Source organism: Romboutsia sp. LXY-2 (assembly GCF_056171995.1).
The window spans coordinates 66,881-90,440 of record NZ_JBKFGI010000008.1 but is presented as its reverse complement, the minus strand read 5'-3'; the positions used below and the strand labels follow the sequence as shown (position 1 = coordinate 90,440).

Annotated in this window: 22 protein-coding genes; 2 read left to right on the top strand and 20 right to left on the bottom strand. The window is 29.5% G+C overall.

Annotated elements, in window-relative coordinates; all coding sequences use genetic code 11:
- Positions 1 to 20: 20 nt before the first annotated feature.
- The 13 genes from ACI48P_RS14140 to ACI48P_RS14080 form a co-directional block, all read right to left on the bottom strand.
- On the bottom strand, positions 21 to 1,397 hold the full coding sequence (locus ACI48P_RS14140; RefSeq protein ID WP_475216772.1) for a [Fe-Fe] hydrogenase large subunit C-terminal domain-containing protein: 1,377 nt from the start codon (positions 1,395 to 1,397) through the stop codon (positions 21 to 23).
- Between the two features lie 74 nt (positions 1,398 to 1,471).
- A complete protein-coding gene (locus ACI48P_RS14135; protein ID WP_475216770.1) occupies positions 1,472 to 2,335 on the bottom strand; it encodes an FUSC family protein in 864 nt (287 codons plus the stop codon).
- Positions 2,336 to 2,547: 212 nt separating this feature from the next.
- Positions 2,548 to 3,201, bottom strand: a complete 654-nt coding sequence (gene phoU / locus ACI48P_RS14130) for a phosphate signaling complex protein PhoU (RefSeq protein WP_475216768.1) — start codon at positions 3,199 to 3,201, stop codon at positions 2,548 to 2,550.
- A gap of 25 nt (positions 3,202 to 3,226) precedes the next feature.
- Positions 3,227 to 3,991 (bottom strand): phosphate ABC transporter ATP-binding protein PstB, encoded by a 765-nt coding sequence (pstB, locus tag ACI48P_RS14125; RefSeq protein WP_475216766.1) that lies wholly within the window; start codon positions 3,989 to 3,991, stop codon positions 3,227 to 3,229.
- Between the two features lie 50 nt (positions 3,992 to 4,041).
- On the bottom strand, positions 4,042 to 4,869 hold the full coding sequence (gene pstA, locus ACI48P_RS14120) for a phosphate ABC transporter permease PstA (protein WP_475216764.1): 828 nt from the start codon (positions 4,867 to 4,869) through the stop codon (positions 4,042 to 4,044).
- A 1-nt stretch (position 4,870) separates the two neighbouring features.
- Entirely contained in the window at positions 4,871 to 5,797 is a 927-nt protein-coding gene (gene pstC, locus ACI48P_RS14115; protein ID WP_475217330.1) for a phosphate ABC transporter permease subunit PstC, read from the bottom strand.
- 281 nt (positions 5,798 to 6,078) lie between these two features.
- A complete protein-coding gene (locus ACI48P_RS14110; RefSeq protein WP_475216762.1) occupies positions 6,079 to 6,696 on the bottom strand; it encodes a PIN domain-containing protein in 618 nt (205 codons plus the stop codon).
- A 163-nt stretch (positions 6,697 to 6,859) separates the two neighbouring features.
- The gene (locus tag ACI48P_RS14105) at positions 6,860 to 7,693 is read right to left on the bottom strand and encodes a phosphate ABC transporter substrate-binding protein (protein WP_475216760.1); all 834 of its coding nucleotides are present in this window, start codon (positions 7,691 to 7,693) and stop codon (positions 6,860 to 6,862) included.
- Positions 7,694 to 7,963: 270 nt separating this feature from the next.
- On the bottom strand, positions 7,964 to 9,748 hold the full coding sequence (gene pepF, locus ACI48P_RS14100; RefSeq protein WP_475216758.1) for an oligoendopeptidase F: 1,785 nt from the start codon (positions 9,746 to 9,748) through the stop codon (positions 7,964 to 7,966).
- Between the two features lie 27 nt (positions 9,749 to 9,775).
- Positions 9,776 to 10,624 (bottom strand): DegV family protein, encoded by an 849-nt coding sequence (locus ACI48P_RS14095; RefSeq protein ID WP_475216756.1) that lies wholly within the window; start codon positions 10,622 to 10,624, stop codon positions 9,776 to 9,778.
- 47 nt (positions 10,625 to 10,671) lie between these two features.
- Positions 10,672 to 11,394, bottom strand: coding sequence for an MgtC/SapB family protein (locus ACI48P_RS14090; RefSeq protein WP_475216754.1), 723 nt, complete (start codon positions 11,392 to 11,394; stop codon positions 10,672 to 10,674).
- 55 nt (positions 11,395 to 11,449) lie between these two features.
- The gene (locus tag ACI48P_RS14085) at positions 11,450 to 12,307 is read right to left on the bottom strand and encodes a mechanosensitive ion channel family protein (RefSeq protein ID WP_475216752.1); all 858 of its coding nucleotides are present in this window, start codon (positions 12,305 to 12,307) and stop codon (positions 11,450 to 11,452) included.
- A 129-nt stretch (positions 12,308 to 12,436) separates the two neighbouring features.
- Positions 12,437 to 12,598, bottom strand: a complete 162-nt coding sequence (locus ACI48P_RS14080) for an aspartyl-phosphate phosphatase Spo0E family protein (RefSeq protein ID WP_475216750.1) — start codon at positions 12,596 to 12,598, stop codon at positions 12,437 to 12,439.
- Positions 12,599 to 12,830: 232 nt separating this feature from the next.
- Here ACI48P_RS14080 and ACI48P_RS14075 point away from each other — a divergent pair, with 232 nt between their 5' ends.
- Positions 12,831 to 13,049 carry a FeoA family protein gene (locus ACI48P_RS14075; RefSeq protein WP_475217328.1) on the top strand — a complete coding sequence of 73 codons (219 nt, stop codon included), beginning with the start codon at positions 12,831 to 12,833 and terminating at the stop codon, positions 13,047 to 13,049.
- Between the two features lie 13 nt (positions 13,050 to 13,062).
- Positions 13,063 to 15,000 carry a ferrous iron transport protein B gene (feoB, locus tag ACI48P_RS14070; RefSeq protein ID WP_475216748.1) on the top strand — a complete coding sequence of 646 codons (1,938 nt, stop codon included), beginning with the start codon at positions 13,063 to 13,065 and terminating at the stop codon, positions 14,998 to 15,000.
- 68 nt (positions 15,001 to 15,068) lie between these two features.
- On the opposite strand, the gene htrA is transcribed toward feoB, so the two are convergent.
- The 7 genes from htrA to ACI48P_RS14035 form a co-directional block, all read right to left on the bottom strand.
- On the bottom strand, positions 15,069 to 16,145 hold the full coding sequence (gene htrA / locus ACI48P_RS14065; protein WP_475216746.1) for a serine protease HtrA: 1,077 nt from the start codon (positions 16,143 to 16,145) through the stop codon (positions 15,069 to 15,071).
- Between the two features lie 219 nt (positions 16,146 to 16,364).
- Positions 16,365 to 17,711: a glucose-6-phosphate isomerase gene (locus ACI48P_RS14060; RefSeq protein WP_475216744.1), complete on the bottom strand. Its 1,347-nt coding sequence runs from the start codon at positions 17,709 to 17,711 to the stop codon at positions 16,365 to 16,367.
- Between the two features lie 331 nt (positions 17,712 to 18,042).
- Positions 18,043 to 19,665, bottom strand: coding sequence for a Na/Pi cotransporter family protein (locus ACI48P_RS14055; protein WP_475216740.1), 1,623 nt, complete (start codon positions 19,663 to 19,665; stop codon positions 18,043 to 18,045).
- Between the two features lie 164 nt (positions 19,666 to 19,829).
- Complete coding sequence (locus tag ACI48P_RS14050; protein WP_475216738.1) at positions 19,830 to 21,425, bottom strand: NAD(P)/FAD-dependent oxidoreductase; 1,596 nt, start codon at positions 21,423 to 21,425, stop codon at positions 19,830 to 19,832.
- 45 nt (positions 21,426 to 21,470) lie between these two features.
- On the bottom strand, positions 21,471 to 21,788 hold the full coding sequence (locus ACI48P_RS14045; protein ID WP_475216736.1) for a hypothetical protein: 318 nt from the start codon (positions 21,786 to 21,788) through the stop codon (positions 21,471 to 21,473).
- Positions 21,789 to 21,792: 4 nt separating this feature from the next.
- Positions 21,793 to 22,170 (bottom strand): hypothetical protein, encoded by a 378-nt coding sequence (locus ACI48P_RS14040; RefSeq protein ID WP_475216733.1) that lies wholly within the window; start codon positions 22,168 to 22,170, stop codon positions 21,793 to 21,795.
- Positions 22,171 to 22,394: 224 nt separating this feature from the next.
- Positions 22,395 to 23,420, bottom strand: coding sequence for a YecA family protein (locus tag ACI48P_RS14035; RefSeq protein WP_475216731.1), 1,026 nt, complete (start codon positions 23,418 to 23,420; stop codon positions 22,395 to 22,397).
- Positions 23,421 to 23,560 lie beyond the last annotated feature (140 nt).

The following is a 23,560-nucleotide window of genomic DNA, read 5'->3' as shown; positions in this document are numbered from 1 at the left end:
TCCCCCTTGATAGAAATATATTATTTGTGTGTATCCCTACTGAATATCTTTAATATTTTTTCTTCCTCTTCCCCAATAGCTTCAAGCTTTTTTAACCCCATTAATGCTAATAATTGAGTAACATTTAGATTGTCAAAAGGAGTTATTATATTTGTAGACTCACTGTACTGATCTGTATATTTTGTACCTTCATCTACCCCTATTATTTTTTTGGGACCACCTACACATCCACCTATACATCCCATTCCTTCTATAAAGGTTACATCAAGTTTACTATCCTTAAGGTCCTCTAAACCTGTTGTACACTCTTCAATCCCTTGAAAAATCGCCTTTTTGAAGATAATATTAGGATTAATTTTTTTCGCATTAATTTCAATTGCTTTGCTAACACCACCACTTCGCCCATATATTCTACCTGAGTATGAAGCCTCAAAGCGTTCATCATCTTCCATAGAATTTAAGTCTAGTTTTAGAGATTTAAATATAATCTCAACCTCTTTGTATGTAAGTACAAAATCTACTGCGTCTTTTACATCTTCCAGAGTAGCCTCTTTCTTTTTAGCCGTACAAGGTCCTATAAATACTACTTTAGACTCAGGTTCTAACATTTTTACTAATCTACCACAAGCTACCATTGGCGATACTGATGGCGACACCTTACTTAAGATTTCTGGAAACTTATTTTTTATAAGACTTAGCCATACTGGGCAACAACAACTTGTTACAAAGTAATTATTATTACTTTCAATATGGCTACAATACTCATAAGCTTCTTTTGCTGTAAGAATATCCGCCGCTAAAGAAACTTCTATCATATCCTTAAATCCAATTTTCTTAAAAGAACTTCTAAGTTTTCCAGGGGTAATATCTTTTCCAAATTGACCAATAAATGATGGTGCTACTATTACATATACTGGTATATTATTATTTTTTAACAATTTAATTATTGGCATAAATTGTATCTTATCGCTAATAGCTCCTAGCCTACATTTACTTATACAGCTACCACAAGCACTACAGCTATGCTTGTCATTACAATTTATATGTTTCATTTTTATAAAACATGTCTCTTTTTTATTATTTTCACTACAATACTTGCATGCGTCAGATATTATGGGAATAATGGGTTCACAAAAAACACTTAAGTCATTAGCTTCCTTTACCATTTCTTTAAGTGATTTATTATTTTCTTTTATCGGATCAAGTCCCATAATTATTCTTATTAAATTAATTAAAATTTTTTCTTCAATTTTTTGATTCTTATTATTCTCTTGAACTTTTTTAGGTAAGTTATCTATACTTTCTATGTCGTCATTCCACACCATCTGTATAAGCTGTTCGAATAACTCCATTTTGTATTTTTCTAGTAATTTTTCTTGGATGTCTATAGATTTCATACAGCACCTCCTATATACCTTATAAAGGTTAATATCTGTAGAGATGCTGTACTTTATTTATGATTTGATTATTTTTATTCATTTATGATTTTTAATTCTTTCATTTCTGCAATTATTTTCTCTAAATGATAGTTAAATACAGGACTTTCATTTTCATCGATATCCCAATTTAGTTTTTCTTTACTATATATTTCTTTTAAATCATTGTAATTTTTTTCATTAATATATAATTTTTTGCTTAATAACTCTATTGATTCCATATGAATACATATTTCTTTACATATACTCACAGTCATATCAAGATTTTCAATATCAATTGTATTTTTGCTATAATCTAATTCTTCTAAAAGCTTACCATATACACCTTCTAGTTTTTTAACTTGTTTTGTTAACTTATCTACATTTATTTTTTCTTTTTTAAGTATCTTAGTTTCTAAAAGCTTTACTGCTGTTTTTTCTACTCTATTTAGTTCATTAATAGTACTTTCTAAATAATCCGGTCTTACTATTAAATAATTTACTAATACACCTATTACAACACCTACTGATGTATCTAGTACCCTAGAAATAGAATATAGTGCCGCACTTCCCTCAACCCTTCCAAGATGAATAATAAAAAATGTCATACATGAAACTACTATAGATTTTAATTTTAATAAGTTGTGTACATAAATTATTATAATTGCGCCTAATCCTGCTAGTACAGGATTTCCTGGGCTTATTAATACAAATATAAATCCAAGTAAACCACCTATTGCAGTTCCCTTTACTCTGCCTAATCCTTCTTTTAACGATCCTTTAACAGTGTTTTGCATAGAAACAACACATGCTATTGCTGCATAAACCACATTTTCAAGTAGGCTTGATCCTATTAAAACACAAAGCATTACTGCTATACCGCTCTTTATAGTCCTCATACCCATTTTTTCTAATTTCAAAGCCTTACCTCCCGATGCAAGAGTTCTAAACACTCTTTATTTCCTTTAATAGTATAATCTATTACTATTAATATGGGTAGCTATAATTGCACCTTTATAGGTGTCTTTTTTATGTGTTTTTTATAAAAAAATATCCTATAGAGAAACTTATTCCTAGTTTTCTCTATAAGATATTTTCTAATCATAGTGAATATATTATATTTTATATTTACTTATCCTATTTCTACCATTTCACCTTTTATTGCATATATTATTTTCTCACACACATTAGTTGTATGATCTCCTATTCTTTCTAGGTACCTTCCTACAAATAGAAGCCTTACACCTTGCTCAATTGTTGTATTATCTTTATCCATTACATTTAAACAATCTTCATGTATACACTCATATAACTTATCTACTTTATCATCTACTAATGCTACACTATATGCTAACTCTTCGTCATTTTCTTCTAGAGCCTTTTTTGCATCTAGTATCATTTCTCTGCATATTTGAGACATTTTAGGAATATCAACTAATTCTTTTATATACTCTTCACTTCCTATTTTTAATTGCTCATTAGCAATATTCACAGCATAGTCGCCTATTCTTTCTAATTCAATTGCTATACTCCCTAAAGCATATATATATCTTAAATCCTTAGCCATCGGTTGTTTTAAAGCCATAAGTTCTATACTTCTATCTCTTATATACTCTCTTAGCATGTCTATTTCATCATCTTCTTCAATAACTTTTTTAGCTAATTCTAAATTCTTTGTTGTTAATGCCTCTATAGATTTTGCTACCGATTCTTCACACTTTTCCATCATTGTAATAGTGTATTGCTTTAAAGTATTTATATTTAATTCTAAGCTTGTGTTAACCATAAATTTCCCCTTTATTATATGTTTTTTATCCAAATCTACCTGTAATATAGTCTTCTGTACGCTTATCTATCGGACTAGTAAACATATTTTTAGTCTTGTTGAATTCCACCATTTCCCCGTTTAAGAAAAATGCTGTATCGTCAGATACTCTTGCTGCTTGTTGCATGTTGTGAGTAACTATTACTATTGTATAGTTATCTTTAAGTGATTCTATTAATTCTTCTACTTTTGCAGTAGATATTGGATCTAGTGCAGATGTTGGTTCATCCATTAATATAACATCTGGCTTCATTGCAATAGCTCTTGCTATACAAATACGTTGCTGTTGTCCTCCAGATAATCCAAGAGCAGATGATTTTAATCTATCTTTAACTTCATCCCATATTGCAGCTCCCTTTAAACTCTCTTCAACTATTTTATCAAGTTGTTTTTTATCTTTTATTCCATGAGTTCTAGGTCCATATGCAACATTATCATATATACTCATTGGGAATGGGTTTGGCTTTTGGAATACCATACCAACATTTGTACGTAATTTTATTACATCTTCGGTTTTATATATATCTTCTCCATCAACTTCAATATTTCCTTTAATTGTTACATTATCGATTAAGTCATTCATTCTATTTAATGTTCTTAAGAATGTTGACTTACCACATCCTGATGGTCCTATTAATGCTGTAACTTTTTTATCTTCTATATCTATATTTATGTCTTTTAAAGCCTGATTATCTCCATAAAATAAATCTAAATTTTTAACGCTTATTTTTATCTTTTTATCTTGATTCATTTTCACACCTCTTACGATTCATCATTTTTTAATGCAACTATTTAATCTAACTAATAATTAGCTTTATTTAATTTCTTTGCAACTAATTTTGCTAAAGTGTTTAACACTAACACTATAACTATTAATACTATACCGATACTTGCAGCTTGTGATATATCTCCTTTTTCCTTTGTAAGAAGATATGCGTGCACAGTTAATGTTCTGGCACTATCAAATATTGTTCCTGGCATTTGTGCAACAGTACCTGCCGTTAATATTACTGCTGCCGATTCACCAATAACACGACCAACTGATAATATTATTCCTGATAATATTCCTGGTATTGCACTTGGTAAAACTACCTTATATAAAGTTTGGAACTTAGTAGAACCTAATGCTAAAGATGCTTCTCTAAAGCTTTGAGGTACTGTCTTTAAAGCTTCTTCTGTAGTACGTATTATAACTGGCAATATTATGATCGCTATTGTAAGAGACCCTGCTAATATAGAATATTTCATTTTTAATGTTACTACGAAGAATATTCCTCCAAATAAACCATATATTATAGATGGTATACCTGCTAAACTTTCTGTTGCAAATCTTATTGCTGTTACCATTTTACCCTTCTTAGCATATTCTTGAAGGTATATAGCTGATAAAACTCCTATCGGTGTTGCTACTGCTATTGATAAACCGACTGTATATAATGTGGAAATAATCATCGGAAATATTCCGCTATCAACTCCTGAAGCTGAATATTCATTTGTTAAGAATGATAAACTAATTCCTCCAATTCCTTTTGTAAATATATATCCTACTATTACTACTAAAACTGTTACTGTAAATAGAGCAGATAAATAAACTAACGCTTTTAATATATTTTCTTTAACCTTTCTCATATTAATCTACCGCCTTACTTGATAGTTTGCTTAATACTAAGTTTAATACTAGTATGAATGTGAATAACACAACTCCTGTTGCAAATAACATTTCTTGATGAGTTCCAAATGCGTACCCCATTTCAAGAGCTATATTTGTTGTAAGTGGTCTTACACTATCCATAATTGAAGATGGCATTACTGGAGAGTTTCCTGCTACAAGTATTACTGCCATTGTTTCTCCTAATGCTCTACCTACACCTAATACTACACCAGCTAATATACCTGATTTTGCTGCTGGTATTATAACCTTAAATATTGTTTCTATTTTAGTAGCACCTAGTGCTAACGAACCTTCTTTATAAGCATTCGGGACTGCTCTTATTGCTGTTTCAGATACTGTTATAATAGTTGGAAGCATCATTACTGCTAAAACTATTATTACTGCTAATAAACTTTGACCTTTTGGTAAATTAAATGTACTTTGTATCGCTGGTACTATAACTGCTAACCCAAATATCCCATATAATACTGATGGTATACCTGCTAATAACTCAACTGCTGGAGATATTACTTTTGCAAGTTTCTTAGGCGCAACCTCTGCTATAAATACCGCTGTTAATATTCCTACTGGAACTCCTATCATTAAAGCCCCTACTGTAGCAAATATAGATGCTGCTATCATTGGCGCTATTTGGAACTTGTCTGCACTTGGCACCCAATTTGTTCCCATTATAAATTCCTTAAATGAATAACCTTTAAATAAGAACGGTGTTAAACCTTTATAAAATACAAATCCTATTATCATAAGTAAACTTATAACTGCAATTAGTGCACTTAGCATAAATACATTCTTCGCAACTTTTTCAATTACGTATTTACTTTTATTATTATTTTTAATCTTTAGCTCTCTGCCTTTTGCACCTTCAGCTCGAGACTTTTCTAATATCATATAATATCCTCCCAAAAAATTTCTTTTTCTTTTATATATTTAATACTTATCTCGTATTTATTTCCTACAAATACATAGTATAATTTTTAAGTTAAATCTATATTATAAACAAGTTAATCAAATGTTAAATTACTCTTATTTTCTTAACACCATCTTTACAATTTAACATTCCCTTTACCTTAAGCATAAAAATAGACGTTTTTTAGCTTTTTATAGCTTAAAAACGTCTATTTTATGTTACTTACTTTTAACATTGGCTTTATATTATTTAACATAACTTAAGCAGCTTTTTTATAGTGGTTCTCTATTATTGGCTTACAAATATTCAATATCTTCGTATTCCATCCAAACATAAAGAAAAATTTAGTTTCAATTTCTTCCTTACTTTTTGATGTATTTATTGCTATTATAGCCTTTTCTACGGTTTTATTACTATAGCCATAGCTCTTCAACTCTACTATAATTTCATCTTCTAAATCTCTTAAACTTATCATTTCACTTTCACTGTATAATTCAGATACTACAGTCCCTACACTTGGTATAAGATCTAAGTTATGATCAGAACAATTTGTTAATAAATTTATGCAGCTACAAAATCCTTGGTCATTACTTACTATATAATAATCGCATTTTTCTCTATCCGAGTTATATCCTATCAATAAACCTAAATAGCTTACTAGCTGAAAGTCTAAGCTGTTCTTCCCACCAGTTAACACTTTTATTCTTTTTATATCAGCCTTAGAGTTCATAAGTTCTACTTTTTCTTTACTAAAGCTATGCTCATCAGTTCTATTTGTCACAAATAATATAATTAAATCCTCTTCATTAAGTAAATTAGCTCCATCTAAAGCTCTTAATCCTACATTCTCTGTATCTACTAAAAATATTTTTCTCATAACCAGTCCCCCTTGACATTTACAATAATTTCATATTAGGATTATGGACTGCTTTTGAATATTTATACGTCTAAAAAAATATCTTTATTAATACGTAAAAAAATACCTTAAAACAAGTTATTTGTTTTAAGGTATTTTAGGAAGAGTATTATAATAAAAATTGTTATTTAACGCTTATAAATCCTTTTGACTCAACTGTAGTTTGGCCTTCAGCACTTAATACATAGTCTATTAAACTCTTAGCTTCAGCAGAAGCATCTTCTTTAGTTACTACTATGAAAGGTCTCTTTATAGCATAATCATTAGATTTTACTGTTTCAACACTTATTTCCACACCATCTACTGAAACTGCATTTACACTGTCATCAACGTATCCGAAAGATATGTATCCTATTGCATTTTCATTTCCTTCAACTGTAGTCTTTATGTTTCCTGATCCATCAGCTATTGTAGCATCTGCTATTAATTCTTCTGATTTAAATCCTACTGCACTTTCAAATCCATCTCTAGTTCCTGAACCATCTTCTCTTGATACTACAACTATTGGAGCATCTTTTCCACCAACTTCTTTCCAGTTAGTTATTTTTCCTGTATATATTCCTTTAACTTGTTCTAATGTTAAGTCCTTAACTTCGTTGTTTTTGTTTGTTATTACTGCTATACCATCTATTGCTATTTCAGTTTCAACTAATCCAGTAGCTTTTTCTTCATCTTTTAAATCTCTTGAAGACATTCCTATATCAGAAGTCCCCTCTATTGCATCTTTTATACCTGCAGAAGATCCAGTTTGTTGAACTTCTACCTTTACATTTTCATTTGCACCTTGGAAAGCTTCTGCTAATACTTCGAACACTGGTCCTACTGAAGTAGATCCGGATACTGTTACTTTTGTACCTTCTGCTCCTGAACCTGCATCATCTTTACTACCACACCCTACTGCTAAACTTCCTACTAATACTGTACTTGCTAATAGAGCTACTAATTTCTTTTTAAACATTTTTTGATTCCCCCACTTATATTAAAAATTTTATAATTTTTGTTTTCCTGTTCCTTACAATTTAATAATACAGGTTTTATGTTAAGCAAATATTATAAGGAGGTTAAGTGGTTGTTAATAATGTTAAGAAATTGTAAATATTGTATATTTAATCATTATTCTGTAAATATAAACTTCATTTACTGCTTTCCTTTATTATTTAAATAAAAAGTTTACTGATATGTAAAAAAGTCGTATTCAATATATTATTATTGATACGACTTTTTATAATTAAAATTCTTTTTCTAATTTATCTACTAAATCTCTAAATATTTGTAATGCATCGTCAACTGCTTCTTTCTTTTCCATATCTACACCAGCAGCTCTTAACTGATTTAAAGGATAATCAGATCCTCCACTCTTTAAGAACTCAATGTATTTTTCTACAGCAGGTTGGCCTTCTTCTAATATTAATGAGCTTAAAGCACTAGCTGCTGAGAAACCTGTAGCATATTTATAAACATAGAAGTTAGAGTATAAATGAGGTATTCTTGCCCACTCTAAACCAATTTGTTCATCTACAACAGATGATTTGCCATAATATTTTTCATTTAACTTATAATATATTTCTGTAAACTCTCCAGCAGTTAGTGGTTCTCCACCTTCTACACTTTCATGAGTTAACTTTTCAAATTCTGCAAACATAGTTTGTCTATAAACTGTAGATCTAAATTGTTCTATATAATAGTTTAATAAATAAACTGTTTCTTCTTTTGAATTAGATTTTTCTAATAAGTAATTTATTAGTAATAATTCATTTAGTGTTGAAGCAACCTCTGCTACGAATATTTTGTATCCTGAGTATAAATAAGGTTGAGTCTTTTTAGAGTAATAACTATGAACAGAGTGACCTAATTCATGTATTAATGTAAATAAAGAATTCAAGTCATCTTTATAATTCATAAGTATATATGGATGAGATTCATAGCTTCCCCATGAATATGCTCCACCTTGTTTACCTTCATTTTCATAAACATCTATCCAATTATCATTAAATGCTGTTTTTATTATATTTAAATAATCTTCTCCTAAAGGCTTAAGAGCTTCTAGAATTATTTCTTGTGCTTCTTCATATGTTACCTTCATATCAAATTTATCAGTTAAAGGAACATATAAATCATACATATGTATTTCATCTAATCCTAAAAACTTTTTCTTTAGTTCTACATATTTATTAAGAGAATCAAGATTTTCATCTACAGCTGCTATAAGGTTATTATATACGTCTACACTTAAATCATCTTGGAATAAAGATGCCTCTAGTGCAGAATTATATTTCCTTGTCTTAGCATAAAATATTTCTGCTTTTATACCACCATAAAGCGTAGATGCAAAAGTATTTTTAAATTTATCATATACAGAGTACATTGCCTCAAAAGCATCTTTTCTAACTTTCTGATTTTTACTTTTTAAGAAAACTGAGAAATTAGAATGCGTAAGCCTAACTTTGTTGCCTTCTTCATCTTCTATCTCAGGAAACTCTAAATCAGCAAAAGATAACATCTCATATACGTTTTCAGGAACTCCAGACAAATCCGATACAGCTGCTAATAACTCTTCTTCCCTCTCACTTAAAGTATGAGGTTTTTCTCTTAATATATCTTTTATATGTTTTTCATAAAAAGATAATTTGTCGTCCTTTAAGTACTCTTTTAATTTATCATCTTCTATTGCTATTATCTCTGGTACTAAATATGATGTAGCCATTGATAATTCAGTCGATAACATATCTGTCTTTGTTGCTGCAGCTTGATTTTCATTTATTCTAGTGTCTTCATGTTGCTTCATATGTGTATAAACATATAAGTTTTGTAGCATTTGTGAAGCCTTTTCTGAAATGTTTAAAGCTTCATATAAACTTTCTTTACTTTCAGCTAACTTACCTTTATACTCTTTTGCCTTAGATATAAACTCTTTAACTTTTTCTATATCTTTTTCTATAGCTTCCTTAGTTGAATACATTTTGTCTATTTGCCATTTGTACTTTTCTTCAATAGTACGTCTATCTACTGCCATTTTTATCACCCCTTAATTATGAGTTTATTATAAAACAGAAACTAATATAGCACCTTCTGATGTAAAAGTTCCCATTATAGGACCAACACCTGCTATTAGTATTTCCTTAAATTCATAATTTTCTTCAATATGTTTCTTTATTTTTGAAGCTTTTTCTGGACAATTTGCATGACCGATTACTAAAGTACTGTTTTTAGTATCAGAAATATTATTTTTTACATATTCAAATAGCTTCTTTAAACTATTACCTTCGCCTCTTGCTTTATCTATAGGTTTAACTAAGCCATCTTCTATTCTTATTACTACTTTAAAGTTTAGAGCATTGATTAATTTACCTGCTATAGGATTAACCCTTCCTCCTTTTATTGCATTTTCAAGTGTATCTAGTGTACCAAAGAAAATAATATCTTGTTTAAGTTGCTCAATATGAGTTAAGATTTCATCCATGCTTTTGCCTTCTTCAATCATTTGACCACATTTTAATATCATTAAACTAACACCTATAGAACCACTTTGACTATCTATTACTTCTATTCTTTTTTCTGGATGTTCTTCTAAGTACATATTTTTAGCTAACATAGCGTTAGAATAGGTACTAGATAATTTTGAAGTTAATGTAAACACTAATATTTCATCTTCTTCACATTCTTTGTATAATTCTATAAATCTATCAGGTGAAGGACTAGATGTTTTAGGAAGTTCTTTACTTCCTCTCATCTTTTCATAAAAAGCTTTTTCGTCTATATCAACTCCACCTATGAAACTTTCTTCTCCAAAATTAACATTTATGCCAACTATACCTGGATTTACTCTATCGATTACTTCTTGTGGAAAATCACATGAACCATCTGTTATTATTCTTATGTTTTTCTTCAATTCATACACCTCAACTTTAATTCTAGTTATCTTCTATTTTATATATTTTAGTGTAAATAATCTATACTTATTACATTTTTTGACTCATTTAATTCCTTTATTAGCTCATCTAGCATTAATCGCCTGTCATAAATAATAAAAAAGCTGATTTTCCACTCTTTATCTCCTATAGATTCCACCTCGATATTTTTGACTCCAACTTGAGCTTTATCGAACTTGTTATATATATTAGATATAATATTTATATTATTTACCTTTATATTAAATATAGTTTGCTTTTTTTTGAAAAATATTTTATCTATATTTTTTAAAATGTATAAAGTTATCATAACAAATAACCATGCATATATACTTAGCTCATAATATCCATATCCGATGGCTATCCCTATACATGCAGTTGCCCATATTCCTGCTGCTGTTGTTAAGCCTCTTATTCCATTAGATGTTTTTAATATAGCTCCTGCTCCTAAAAAACCAATTCCTGATAATACTTGTGCTGGAAGTCTTGCTGGATCTATATTAACTTGCGAACTATATTCCATAAATAAAGATATTGATGTTATTGAGGTAATACACGAACCTACCGCCACCAATATATGTGTCCTAAACCCAGCAAATTGATGAGATTTTTCTCTCTCAAGCCCCGTTAAACCACCTATAAAAAGTGCAATTAATAATCTAATAATTATTTCCTTACTATCTATAACAATCCCCCACTTTCCCCCAAATAAGAATCCAATAATATTTTGCAGATGATTTACACTTTGCAAAACTGATATTCTCACAACTACATAGATTTTAAATATTATAATAAAAGAGCTATTTTTATAGCTCTTTGTCCATTGCGTCGTTGTTATTTTTATTGCGACTTAATATATTTATATGTGTAGGATATGCAATCTTTACATTATTTTTCTTAAATACTATTAATATTTGTAATTTTGACTCTCGTAGTGCTGCAAAATATTTATGCGCTTGAATCACTCCTGTTATAGTATATTGAGCCCCTACTGGATTATTTTCTATATCTGTAACACCATATACCTTAAACTTACTTTTACTATCTGGAGATTGATTTATTAAATAATCCTTGAAATTTTCATTCATTATATTACAGACCTCTTCTAGAGCTCCTATAACTTTCATAGGCTCTTCTTCATAAGATACTCTAACATGAACAACCACCCTCATTTTATTCTTACTATAATTTCTTATGCTATTTATACTTCCATTTGGTAAGGTGATTCTTTTCAAATCCCAATCTCTTAAGCTTGTACTTCTAAGTCCGATTTCTTCTACAGTTCCCTTAAACTCTTCATTTATTATTACAAAATCACCTACTTGCATTTGCTTTTCAAAAAGTATAAAAAAGCCATTAAATATATCTTTTAAAATACTCTGAGAAGCAAACCCAGCTATTAATCCAACTATACTAGCACCAGTTACTAGTGTCCCAAATTTAGTTACATCTACAACCTTAAACTCTTTAAGCACAAGTATTATACTTATAATAAATATAATGTAGTATGAGATTGATGATAAAACACTAAAAAGAGTATTCTCGTATCTAACATCAAATCTTGTAAATTCAAATAATCTCTTTAAAACATATTGAATAAGCTTTAATAATATATATGATAATAAAATAATAATAATAGAGTTTATTATTCTAGCTACTAGCATAAATCTCACCTTTTTTACAAAATTTATATATATATCAGTTACTTAATATTTACTTTTTGACCAAAACCTATTCAATATAATAAATCTTTTATTTACACAACAAAAAACCCGCTTACGCGGGTTACGGTGTTATTTACTTAAGTGTATATATTTATTTATTAAATCGTCTATCTTTTTACTTGATTCTACTAACTCATCTTTGAATATCTCTGGATATTCTATATACGTATTTATTTCTTCCCTTAGTGTCTCTATTTCTTTCTTTAGTACTTCTAATTTTCTATTCGCCATAATAATCACCATAATTACATTTTTATGTGTTTTCATATACATAATACCAAATAATGATATCGTTTGTCAATATAACTTATAATATATACCCATTCTTGATAGATTTTATATCATAAATATCAATATTTTTTTAATAGTTTTATATACTTCAAAACATAAGCTTAACATTGACTTTTTGATCTATTCTTGTTACAATTCTATTGATAATGAATTTCATTAGGAGGTATTAATGATGACTGTTTACGATTTAAAAGTTGGCCAGAAGGGTATTATTAATAATATAGATGGAAATGAAAAATTAGCGAAGAGATTACTTGCTTTAGGATGTATAGATAATACAGAAATAGAAATAAAAAAAGTTGCTCCATTTGGAGATCCTATACTTGTTAGATTCAGAGGTTTTGACCTTGCTATAAGAAAGTCAGATGCTAAAAATATTTCATTAAAGTAGAAAGGTGATTACTATGATAAATGTTGCGTTATTAGGTAATCCTAACGTGGGTAAAACTACTGTTTTTAACCTACTTACAGGTTCAAACCAATATGTTGGTAACTGGCCTGGGGTTACGATTGAAAAGAAGGAAGGTATATTCAATAAAGATATAAAGGTTGTTGATTTACCTGGAATATATGCAATGGATACTTTCTCGAACGAAGAAAAAGTATCGAAAGCTTATTTAGAAAATGAAAATGTTGATGTTATAGTCGATGTAGTAGATGCATCTAACTTATCAAGAAATCTTTATTTAACTACTCAGCTTATGCAATTTAATAAGCCAATAATATTATTATTAAATATGCTAGATATTGCAGAAGCAAAAGGTATAGATATTGATTCTTATAAATTAGAAAAGGAATTAGGAATTACAGTTGTTCCTATTATTGCAAAAAAGAAAAATGGTGCAGATAAAATAGAATCTGCTATACGAAAAGCTATAAACACAAAAACAAATTATCCAAATAACTTTGGTACTGAAGTTGAGACTTATAAAAAATTAGAAAATATCTTATCTAGATGTTCTAAAACTAAATTAGATAATAAAAAATCTATAAGTGAGAAATTAGATGATTTTATATTAAATCCTATACTTGCTTATCCTATATTTTTAGGATTATTATTCCTTTTATTTAAGTTTACTTTCGATTGGGTTGGTGGCCCTTTACAAGAAGGATTAGCAAATCTTATTGATGTATATGTATCATCTCCTATAGATGCTATATTATCAAATTCTAGTCCATGGTTTAGATCACTTATAGTTGATGGTATAATTGCTGGTGTTGGTGGTACATTACCATTCTTCCCTCTAGTTTTTACTTTATTCTTAGGTATATCAATCTTTGAGGATAGTGGATATATGTCTAGAACAGCATTCTTAATGGATAGAATAATGAGAAAAGTAGGATTATCTGGTAAAGCTTTCATACCAATAGTTATGGGTATGGGTTGCTCATCTCCAGCAATAATGGCTACTAGGACTTTAGAAAGTGAAAAAGATAGAAAAATAACTGCACTTATTGCACCACTTATGACTTGTGGAGCTAGACTTCCAATATATGCAGTTTTTGCAACTATATTCTTCCCTGGTAATGAAACAGCAATTACACTGTCTCTATACTTATTAGGAATAGTTGTTGCAATATTAATCGCATTAGTACTAAATAGAACTTCATTTAAAGCTGATGTAGAACCTTTTATACTAGAACTTCCAGAATATAAAGTTCCAACATTAGATGCTTTATTAAAAAATACATGGAATAAGTCTAAAGGATTCTTAATAAGAGTTGTTACTATAATGTTTGCAATGTCAGTTGTACTTTGGGCTCTTTCTTCATTCAACTTAGGTGGATTTACTGAAAATATAAATGATAGTTTCTTAGCTTATCTTGGAAGAATTGTATCACCTATCTTCGCACCTTTAGGATTTGGTGATTGGAGGGCTTCAGTTGCTATATTAAGCGGACTTGGAGCTAAAGAAATAGTTGTTAATACTCTAAATGTTCTTTATGGAAACTTAGATACTGTACTTCCTACAGTATTTACAGCAGTTAGTGCATATGGATTCTTAGTATTCTCAGCTTTATATACTCCATGTATTGCTGCACTTGCAACAATGAGAAAAGAATATGGTAACAAAATGATGTTAATATCTCTTTCTTATCAGTTTGCAGTTGCATGGATAGGAGCATTCTTAGTTAAAATAATTGGTGATGCTTTATTTATGTCAAACTCTTCTTCTATGGTCGAATTTATAATAGCTGGAGGGATAATATTAATAGCATTCGTTATTATATACAATAGATTAACATCAAAAAAATCTTCTGGTTGCAGTAACTGCTCTGGTTGTCCAAGTAGTGGATCTTGCTCAGTAGAATTAACAAAAGAAAATATTGGTTCAAAATAATAAACAAAGAGCTGAGCATATGATTTAAATTAAATCATCGCTCAGCTCTTTGTTTATTCATTATTTACTTAGAATGTTACATCAATATTTATTTCTTTACCGCCTCTATTTACAGTAACTGTTGTCTTTTGCCCTGAAGAATATCCATATAATGATTTATTTAAATCAGACATAGTTTTAATTTGTGTATCTCCAACTTTAACTATAACATCTCCAGATTGTATTCCACCTTTTTCAGCTGGTGTATTAGCTAATATTTCAGCTATATATACTCCTGAGTCAGCTTCTAAGTTTGTTCCTGTTGAAGCTTCAAATGTAGCTAAGTCTACTCCCTTTATACCTAATGTTACTTTATCAAATGTGCCTGTTTTTATTACTTGATCTACTATAGGTTTAGCTGTATTTATTGGTATTGCAAATCCTAAACCTTCTGCTTGACTAGCTTTTGCAGTATTTATACCTATCACTTGACCATTTTGATTTAATAAAGGTCCACCACTATTACCTGGGTTTATACTAGCATCTGTTTGCATAAGTCCAGTCATATTTGATTGTTCTGTTTGGATAGTTCTATCTAAACCACTTATTATCCCTTGAGTTACAGATTTTTGGAATTCTAACCCTAATGGATTTCCTATAGCTATTGCTATATCACCTGTTCTTACTTCATCACTATCTCCTAATTCAGCTGGAGTTAATCCTGTCTTATCAACTTTAACCATAGCTAAATCAAGTTGCGCATCATTCCAAAGCACTTTACCTTCTATTGTAGTACCATCGTTGAATAATACATTAACATTTATTGCTTCTCCATCTGAAACAACGTGAGAGTTTGTAAGTATGTATCCATTTTCATCTACTATAACTCCTGTTCCTACACCTTCTGATTGTGTTGGTATAGCAAATATGTTATTTTTTATCGTAGTTGTTGTTATACCAACTACAGATGGCATCGCTTTATCTGATACAGCATGATAGATATTTTGTGTTTTTCCATCATCATTTACTACTATTTCTGTTGGTTTCCCATTAGATGAGCTACCTATTAAATTATCTTTTAGTAACACTACTGTTAAAAAGCTACTTAGTACTGAGCATATAATACCTACTAGTACGACTAATCCTATTCCTCTCTTATTTGACATTTACATTCCCTCCTATATAATACATTTTTACAATAAAGATTCTATTTTATCCTTTTTGTATTATTCACAGTTTTTATAATTTAATAACACATGATTAACTTTTTATGTCAAAATTTCCTTTGTCTTAAGTTGCTAAAAAAAAGAAATCATCATTATCTAGTAAAAACTATCTTAATGATGATTTCATTATAATCTTTTATTCTTAATTAAACCTTAATTCTAAAGTCTTTTTTCTAATTCTTCTTTTTCTTTTTCAAATCCAGGCTTCCCTAATAATGCAAACATATTTCTCTTGTAATCTTCAACTCCTGGTTGATCAAATGGATTAACCCCTAATAAGTATCCACTTATTGCACATGCTTTTTCGAAGAAGTACGCAAGGTATCCGAAGTTATATTCATCTAATTGAGGTATGTTAACTATTAAGTTAGGAACTTGTCCATCTGTATGAGCAAGTAATGTTCCTTGGAATGCTTTATGATTTACGAAATCTACAGTTTTTCCAGCTAAATAGTTTAGTCCATCTAAATCAACATCTGCTTCCTCTATAGTAATATCTCTCTTGCAGTTTTCTACGTTTAATACTGTTTCAAATAATATTCTCTTACCATCTTGAACATATTGTCCCATTGAATGTAAGTCTGTAGAGAAGTCTACTGAAGCTGGGAATATACCTTTTTGATCTTTCCCTTCACTTTCTCCGTATAATTGCTTCCACCATTCACTTACATAGTGTAGAGATGGCTCATAATTAACTAATAATTCTATATCTTTACCTTTTCTGTGTAATACATTTCTTACTACAGCATATTGGTAACTATGGTTTGTTTTTAAATCTGCTACTGAGAACTCTTCACGGGCATCAGAAGCACCTTTCATCATAGCTTCTATATCTAGGCCTGCTGCTGCTATTGGTAATAATCCTACTGCTGTTAAAACAGAGAAACGCCCACCAACATCATCAGGTATTATAAATGTTTCATATCCTTCTTCATCAGCTAATTGTCTTAATGCTCCTCTTTTAGCATCTGTAGTAGCATATATTCTCTTTGAAGCTTCTTCTTTACCATATTTCTTTTCTAAGTAATCCTTAAATATTCTGAAAGCTATTGCTGGCTCTGTAGTTGTTCCTGACTTTGATATAACGTTTACAGAAACATCCTTATTTTTTATTATATCTAATAAGTCCATCATATAAGTTGAACTTATATTGTTTCCTACAAAGTATACCTCTGGAGCTTTTCTTTCGTCTTTAGATAGGTTATTTCTGAAAGAATGACTTACCATATCTATTGCAGCTCTAGATCCTAAGTATGATCCACCTATTCCTATTACTAATAGAACATCTGAATCTGACTTTATCTTCTCAGCACTCTTCACTATTCTAGCAAATTCTTCTTTGTCATAATTAACAGGAAGATCTACCCATCCTAAAAAGTCATTTCCTAAACCAGTCTTTTCATGTATCATATTATGTGCTACTTCAACGTATGGTTGCATAGCATCTACTTCCTTCTGACTTAGAAAACCAATAGCTTTGCTATAATCGAAATTAATTTTCCCCATTGCTTTACCTCTCTTCTTAAGTTTTAGTCTATTGAGATTATATCATATATTCGCCTATTAATTAACAATCTTATAAAATTTAACAGTAAAAATTTTACTAAAAAAAAGTATAAAAATTACAATTTATGTCATTTTTCTATTATATATTACTTTTTTAAAGTCGAAATATATATACAAAATTCGCTTCGCCTGAGCGACTACGTCAGCGATTTTATTTTACTTATAATTAGCTTATTAGTATCACTTAGTTGCATGGGTTATATAAAGATTATGATCCATTATAATTCTGTAATACGTAAAAAAGTTGCCTCATTAGAGACAACTTTATATATTATTTATTTCCTAATTGTTGAGCTATAACTTGTTGAGCTATATTAACTGCATGGTCAGATACTCTTTCTAAGTTACTTACAACATCTAAGTATATAACACCATTATCTATGCTACATAAGCTGTTATTTAATCTGTGTAAGTGGTTTGCTCTACAAGATTTTTCCATTAAGTCAACTTGCTCTTCCATCTTTATTACCTTACAAGCTAAGTCTACATTTGATGTTCTCATAGCTTCTAAAGCGTATGTGTAAGTAGATATTACTTTATTGTACATATCTTTTAATTCTACTTTACCTTGATCAGAGAATAACACATTAGCTTCTATTGCTGACATAGCTAATTCAGCTATATTTTCTGCATGATCTCCTATTCTTTCTATATCATTTACAGTATTAAATAATGCATCTACATCTTCTCTAGAATCTTCAGCTAGTGGAGCCTTAGAAAGCTTTAATAAGTAGTTTAATATAGATTTTTGTAAATCATTTACTTCTTTTTCATTCTTTAATGTTTTCTCTATTTTTTCATTAGAATGTTCTAATAAGCCATCCATAGCTAAGTTTAAGTTAGCTTTTGCCTTTTCACCCATTCTTAATGTTTCTTTTATAGTATTAGCTAATGCTATTGATGGTGTTTCTATCATTCTATCATCTATGAATTTAACAACCTTATCTTCTTTAACATCAGTTTCTTTATCCGGTACTAATTTATTTACAAACTTTATCATGTACTTTGTAAATGGTAATAATAATAACACTGATGCTATGTTAAATAATGTATGAGTATTCGCTATTTGTCTTGCTACATTACCTGGGTCCATGCTAGTAACTAAACTTACTACTGGTTTGTTTAATAATATTAAGAATATAGCTGTTCCCATAACGTTGAATACTAAATGTAGCATTGCTGCTCTTCTTGCATTTCTATTTGCACCAACACTTGATATTAGTGAAGTAACACAAGTTCCTATATTTTGTCCGTATAATATAGGTAATGCTGCATTTAAAGGTATTAATCCTTCTGCTGATAAAGCTACAAGCATACCCATAGAGGCACTTGAACTTTGTACTATAGCTGTTATACCGAATCCTAATAATAATCCTAATAAAGGATAGTTACCAAAAGTAAGTAATAAGTCAGTAAATCCTTGGTATTCTTTTAAAGGTGCCACTGCATCCTTCATAAAATCCATACCAGTGAATAATATACCAAATCCTATTAGTATCTCTGCTAAATGTTTTTGCTTTGGTTTTTTTCCAAATAAATAAAGTATAATACCGATACCTAGCGCTATTGGAGCCATACCATTTAAATCAAATGATACTAATTGAGCTGTTATAGTTGTACCAATGTTAGCACCCATTATAACTCCTGCTGCTTGTGGTAATGTCATAATTCCTGCGTTAACAAATCCTACTACCATTACTGTTGTAGCACTTGAACTTTGTATAATTGCCGTAACTATCGTTCCTACTAAAACACCCATTATTAAGTTGCTAGTAAGTAACTCTATTATCTTCTTTAATCTAGCTCCTGCTGATTTTTGTAATGCTTCTCCCATTAGGTTCATACCAAATAAGAATAAACCCAATCCGCCCATAAGGCTTATTGCTATTTCCAAAATCATTTCCTCCTTAGAGATTATTATCTTTTTTGTCTAAAATTAATTCCTATAGTATTTTATCAAATTTATATATAATTTTGTGTTAAATGTATGTTAAATGTTATAAACATATTAAAAGCAGGTTAAATTTATGTTAAGTCAACCTGCTTTTAATATTACTTCTATTTATTTAAATAAGTTTGTATTATTTTTTCTGCACACTTTATTCCATCTACAGCTGCCGTAACTATTCCTCCAGCATATCCTGCACCTTCACCACAAGGGTATAAGTTTTTAGTATTTGTAGATTGAAGACTACTTTCATCTCTTACTATTCTTATTGGTGCTGATGACCTTGTTTCAACACCTGTTAACACAGCATCATCCATAGCAAATCCATGTATTTTTCTATCTAAGTTAAGTAGTGCTTCCTTCATAGTTTCTATTACAAACTCAGGTAGACACTCCTTTAAGTTAACAAATGTATATCCTGGCTGATAAGAAGGCTTTACACTTCCTACTTTTGTAGAAACTCTATCATTTAAGAAGTCTCCAACTAACTGCACAGGTGCATTGTAGTTTTTACCACCTAATTCAAAAGCTAGTTTTTCATATTTTTGTTGGAAATGTACTCCAGCTAAGGGATGATCACTTCCAAAATCTTCAGGAAGTACATTTACTAAGAATGCACTATTAGCATTTGCTTTATCTCTAGCATGTTCACTCATACCATTTGTTACAACTTCACCTTCATTAGATGCTGAGGCTATTACACTACCTCCTGGACACATACAGAACGTATATGCAGTTCTGCCATTTGATGTATGATCTACTAGTTGATAGTCAGCTGCACCTAATCTAGGATGATTATAGAATTCTTTATATTGAGATTTATTTATCAAATCTTGTGGATGTTCTATTCTAGCTCCTATTGCAAATGGCTTTTGAATAATTTTTACATTTCTTTCGTGTAACATTTCATATGTGTCACGAGCACTATGCCCTATAGCTAATATAACAACTTCAGCTTGTATTATTTCTTCATCATTAACAATTACTGACTTTACTGCATCATTTTCTATATTAATATCAGTAACCTTAGCATCAAATTTAACTTCTCCACCAAGTCTTATTATTTCATTTCTTATATTCTTAACTACACCTTTTAATATATCCGTTCCTACATGAGGCTTATGAGAGTATAATATTTCTTCAGGAGATCCAAAATTTACAAGTTCTTCTAGTACTTTTCTACATCTTATATCCTTTATTCTTGTAGTAAGCTTGCCATCTGAAAAAGTACCCGCTCCACCTTCTCCAAATTGGACATTAGAATTAGCCTTAAACTTTCTACCTTCCCAGAAGTTATCAATATCATTAGTTCTACTATCTACATCAAGCCCTCTCTCTAGCAATATTGGGTTATATCCTCTCTGAGCTAATACTAGAGCTGCAAATAAACCTGCAGGACCGCTTCCTATTACTACAGGTCTAGTTCTAAGCTTTTCGCTACCCATTTCTACACCTATATAGTTTACTTCTTTCACAACTACTACATCTTTTAATTTCTTGTTTAATACTGATTTCTCATCTTTAACTTCTACATCTACTGTATATACAAAATCTATTTTACCTCTTTTTCTTGCATCTATAGACTCTTTATAAATATAGTATTTTACTAAGTTATTTTCTTTTATTTTAAGCTTATTTAATAAAAGCTTTTTAAGATTAGATATATCTTCATCTATTCCTAATTTTAAGTTAGATACTCTTATCATAATTTTCTCCTCTCTATTTTTACAAATATAAAAGCTAGGATAAACCTAGCTTTCTATAAACATGATATCTATATTCTCTTTTTCTAGATTTTCATCATATATTTCTTGGAATATTAATTCTTTGACATCTTCTTGGATTTGAATTTTATCAAACTTAGTATTTAACTTAGATACTAAAGCAACAACTTGTACCGACTTATTAAGTCTTTCTATATATGGTTGTTGTACTTTAGTTAATATAACCTTTAAATCACATACAAAAAGTTCTTTATTTCCTAAATCTATGTCACCTTCGTATTCATATACGCTAAACTCATATACGCCTTCATAAGGAGTAATATTTTCTATTCCTACTATATTCATATTACTAGTCCTTCTTAGTTATAAGTCCTCTTATAACTTTCATATTATTAAATATTTTTTCTAAGAAGTTTTCAGCCTCTTCATTATCTAAAAGAGCAATTTCTAATTGATCATCTTCTGGTATATTTTTAGACTTGCAATATTCTTTTGCAACTTCTATTAACTCATCCTTACCATCATTAGATAAATCAAATTCTTTATAGTCAATTATTATGTATTGCTTCACATTTTGAGCATCACCTTGGTTATATCCTATTTCTATATGGTATATAACCGCATATAAGTTACTTGGACTTTCTTCTCCCTTATATACTGGTACTGCTGGATTAGATTTTATTATATTAGTTGATACTGCAACTGATTTTCCTAAGCTAAGACTCATAAAGTTCCCTCTTTCTCTTTTTATTAATTATATCTACTATTTTATACATTCTTCACTTATATTAAAACCTTTTTTTATAATTTATATTAAAATTAATATAATATTATTTTAATCTATACATTTTTGTATATATTTTGCAAAATTAAAGGGATTATATTCAAATATAATCCCTTTAATAGCATGTTATGTTGTCTATTATTTATTAATCAAATTTCATCAATTTATTATGAAATTTTAAGATCTTTATATCTTTTTCCTAAAGTACTTGGACTTATGTCATACTTCTTAGATATTTGAGCTTGAGTTATAGTTTGTCCAGATTCTTTTTTGATGTGATATTCTACTGCTGCTGCCCATCCATTTTCAGAACCTTTAACATCTCCGTGCATCTTTTTATATTCATTCCAGAATGCTATACATGCATCTACGTCTTCTTCCGCGTTTTGTCTAAGAACAGTAGATACTTTACAATCACCTTCAACTACTTCTGATGCCTTTTGTGCTTTTATCTCTTTTTGACTTTTAAGATATTCAGCAACACTTGGATCTAATAATTGTTGCATATATTTGTATAATATATGAGTGTGTTGTATTAAGAATGTCTTTACATCTTTATATAAATCTTCATACTGCTTGAATAAATGCATTATGTCATTTACTATTACATCTCTTACCGATTCAGATATGCTTATAGTTATGTCGATAAGTATACTTGTACCTTCAACATCAACTATTCTAGCTATCATGCAGTTTCCAACTTTGAAGTCTCTTAAAAGATTTATATCATCTGTATAAACTTCATTTTCAGTTAAACAGTCTTTTAATACCACTTTACCATCTAACATTGACTTAACTTCGTATATACTTACATAAGATTCAAATAAACTTCTTAGTATATCAACTTCACCTTTATTTAATCTATCTCTGTATTGCTCAAAGAATTCAACAGTAAGAACTTTCTTGTCTTCCATTATGTGATCTTGTATAAAGTAAGTGTTGAAGAATCTCTCAAATTTTTGATTTACAGATTCATCTTCCATTATATAGAACATTTCTTTAGCTTTTTCACATTCTTCTTTAAATTGCTCTTGCTTTGAGAAATCATAAAGTTTTGAATATAAGTCCGTATATTGTTTTTGAGAATTAACAACTTTTCTTCCTGCTCTCTCTAAAACAACATCTTTATTTAAACAACATTTTTTATATTTTTTGCCACTTCCACAAGGGCATAAATCGTTTCTCCCTAACAATGTGACCGTCACTCCTTCGTTTCATAAATTAACGTACAATTTGTTATTATACCAAATTTTTATGAATGATTCTATAATTATCATATTATTTTGCAATTTTTATGTCTATTGTTAAGTTTTGGTATAATATTTTATCTACA

Coding starts and splice junctions, on each gene's coding strand:
- ACI48P_RS14140 (WP_475216772.1), bottom strand. CDS start 1,397: ATGAAATCTATAGACATCCAAGAAAAATTACTAGAAAAATACAAAATG.
- phoU (WP_475216768.1), bottom strand. CDS start 3,201: ATGGTTAACACAAGCTTAGAATTAAATATAAATACTTTAAAGCAATAC.
- pstB (WP_475216766.1), bottom strand. CDS start 3,991: ATGAATCAAGATAAAAAGATAAAAATAAGCGTTAAAAATTTAGATTTA.
- pstA (WP_475216764.1), bottom strand. CDS start 4,869: ATGAGAAAGGTTAAAGAAAATATATTAAAAGCGTTAGTTTATTTATCT.
- ACI48P_RS14110 (WP_475216762.1), bottom strand. CDS start 6,696: ATGAGAAAAATATTTTTAGTAGATACAGAGAATGTAGGATTAAGAGCT.
- ACI48P_RS14105 (WP_475216760.1), bottom strand. CDS start 7,693: ATGTTTAAAAAGAAATTAGTAGCTCTATTAGCAAGTACAGTATTAGTA.
- pepF (WP_475216758.1), bottom strand. CDS start 9,748: ATGGCAGTAGATAGACGTACTATTGAAGAAAAGTACAAATGGCAAATA.
- ACI48P_RS14085 (WP_475216752.1), bottom strand. CDS start 12,307: ATGCTAGTAGCTAGAATAATAAACTCTATTATTATTATTTTATTATCA.
- ACI48P_RS14080 (WP_475216750.1), bottom strand. CDS start 12,598: ATGGCGAATAGAAAATTAGAAGTACTAAAGAAAGAAATAGAGACACTA.
- ACI48P_RS14075 (WP_475217328.1), top strand. CDS start 12,831: ATGACTGTTTACGATTTAAAAGTTGGCCAGAAGGGTATTATTAATAAT.
- feoB (WP_475216748.1), top strand. CDS start 13,063: ATGATAAATGTTGCGTTATTAGGTAATCCTAACGTGGGTAAAACTACT.
- htrA (WP_475216746.1), bottom strand. CDS start 16,145: ATGTCAAATAAGAGAGGAATAGGATTAGTCGTACTAGTAGGTATTATA.
- ACI48P_RS14060 (WP_475216744.1), bottom strand. CDS start 17,711: ATGGGGAAAATTAATTTCGATTATAGCAAAGCTATTGGTTTTCTAAGT.
- ACI48P_RS14050 (WP_475216738.1), bottom strand. CDS start 21,425: ATGATAAGAGTATCTAACTTAAAATTAGGAATAGATGAAGATATATCT.
- ACI48P_RS14045 (WP_475216736.1), bottom strand. CDS start 21,788: ATGAATATAGTAGGAATAGAAAATATTACTCCTTATGAAGGCGTATAT.
- ACI48P_RS14040 (WP_475216733.1), bottom strand. CDS start 22,170: ATGAGTCTTAGCTTAGGAAAATCAGTTGCAGTATCAACTAATATAATA.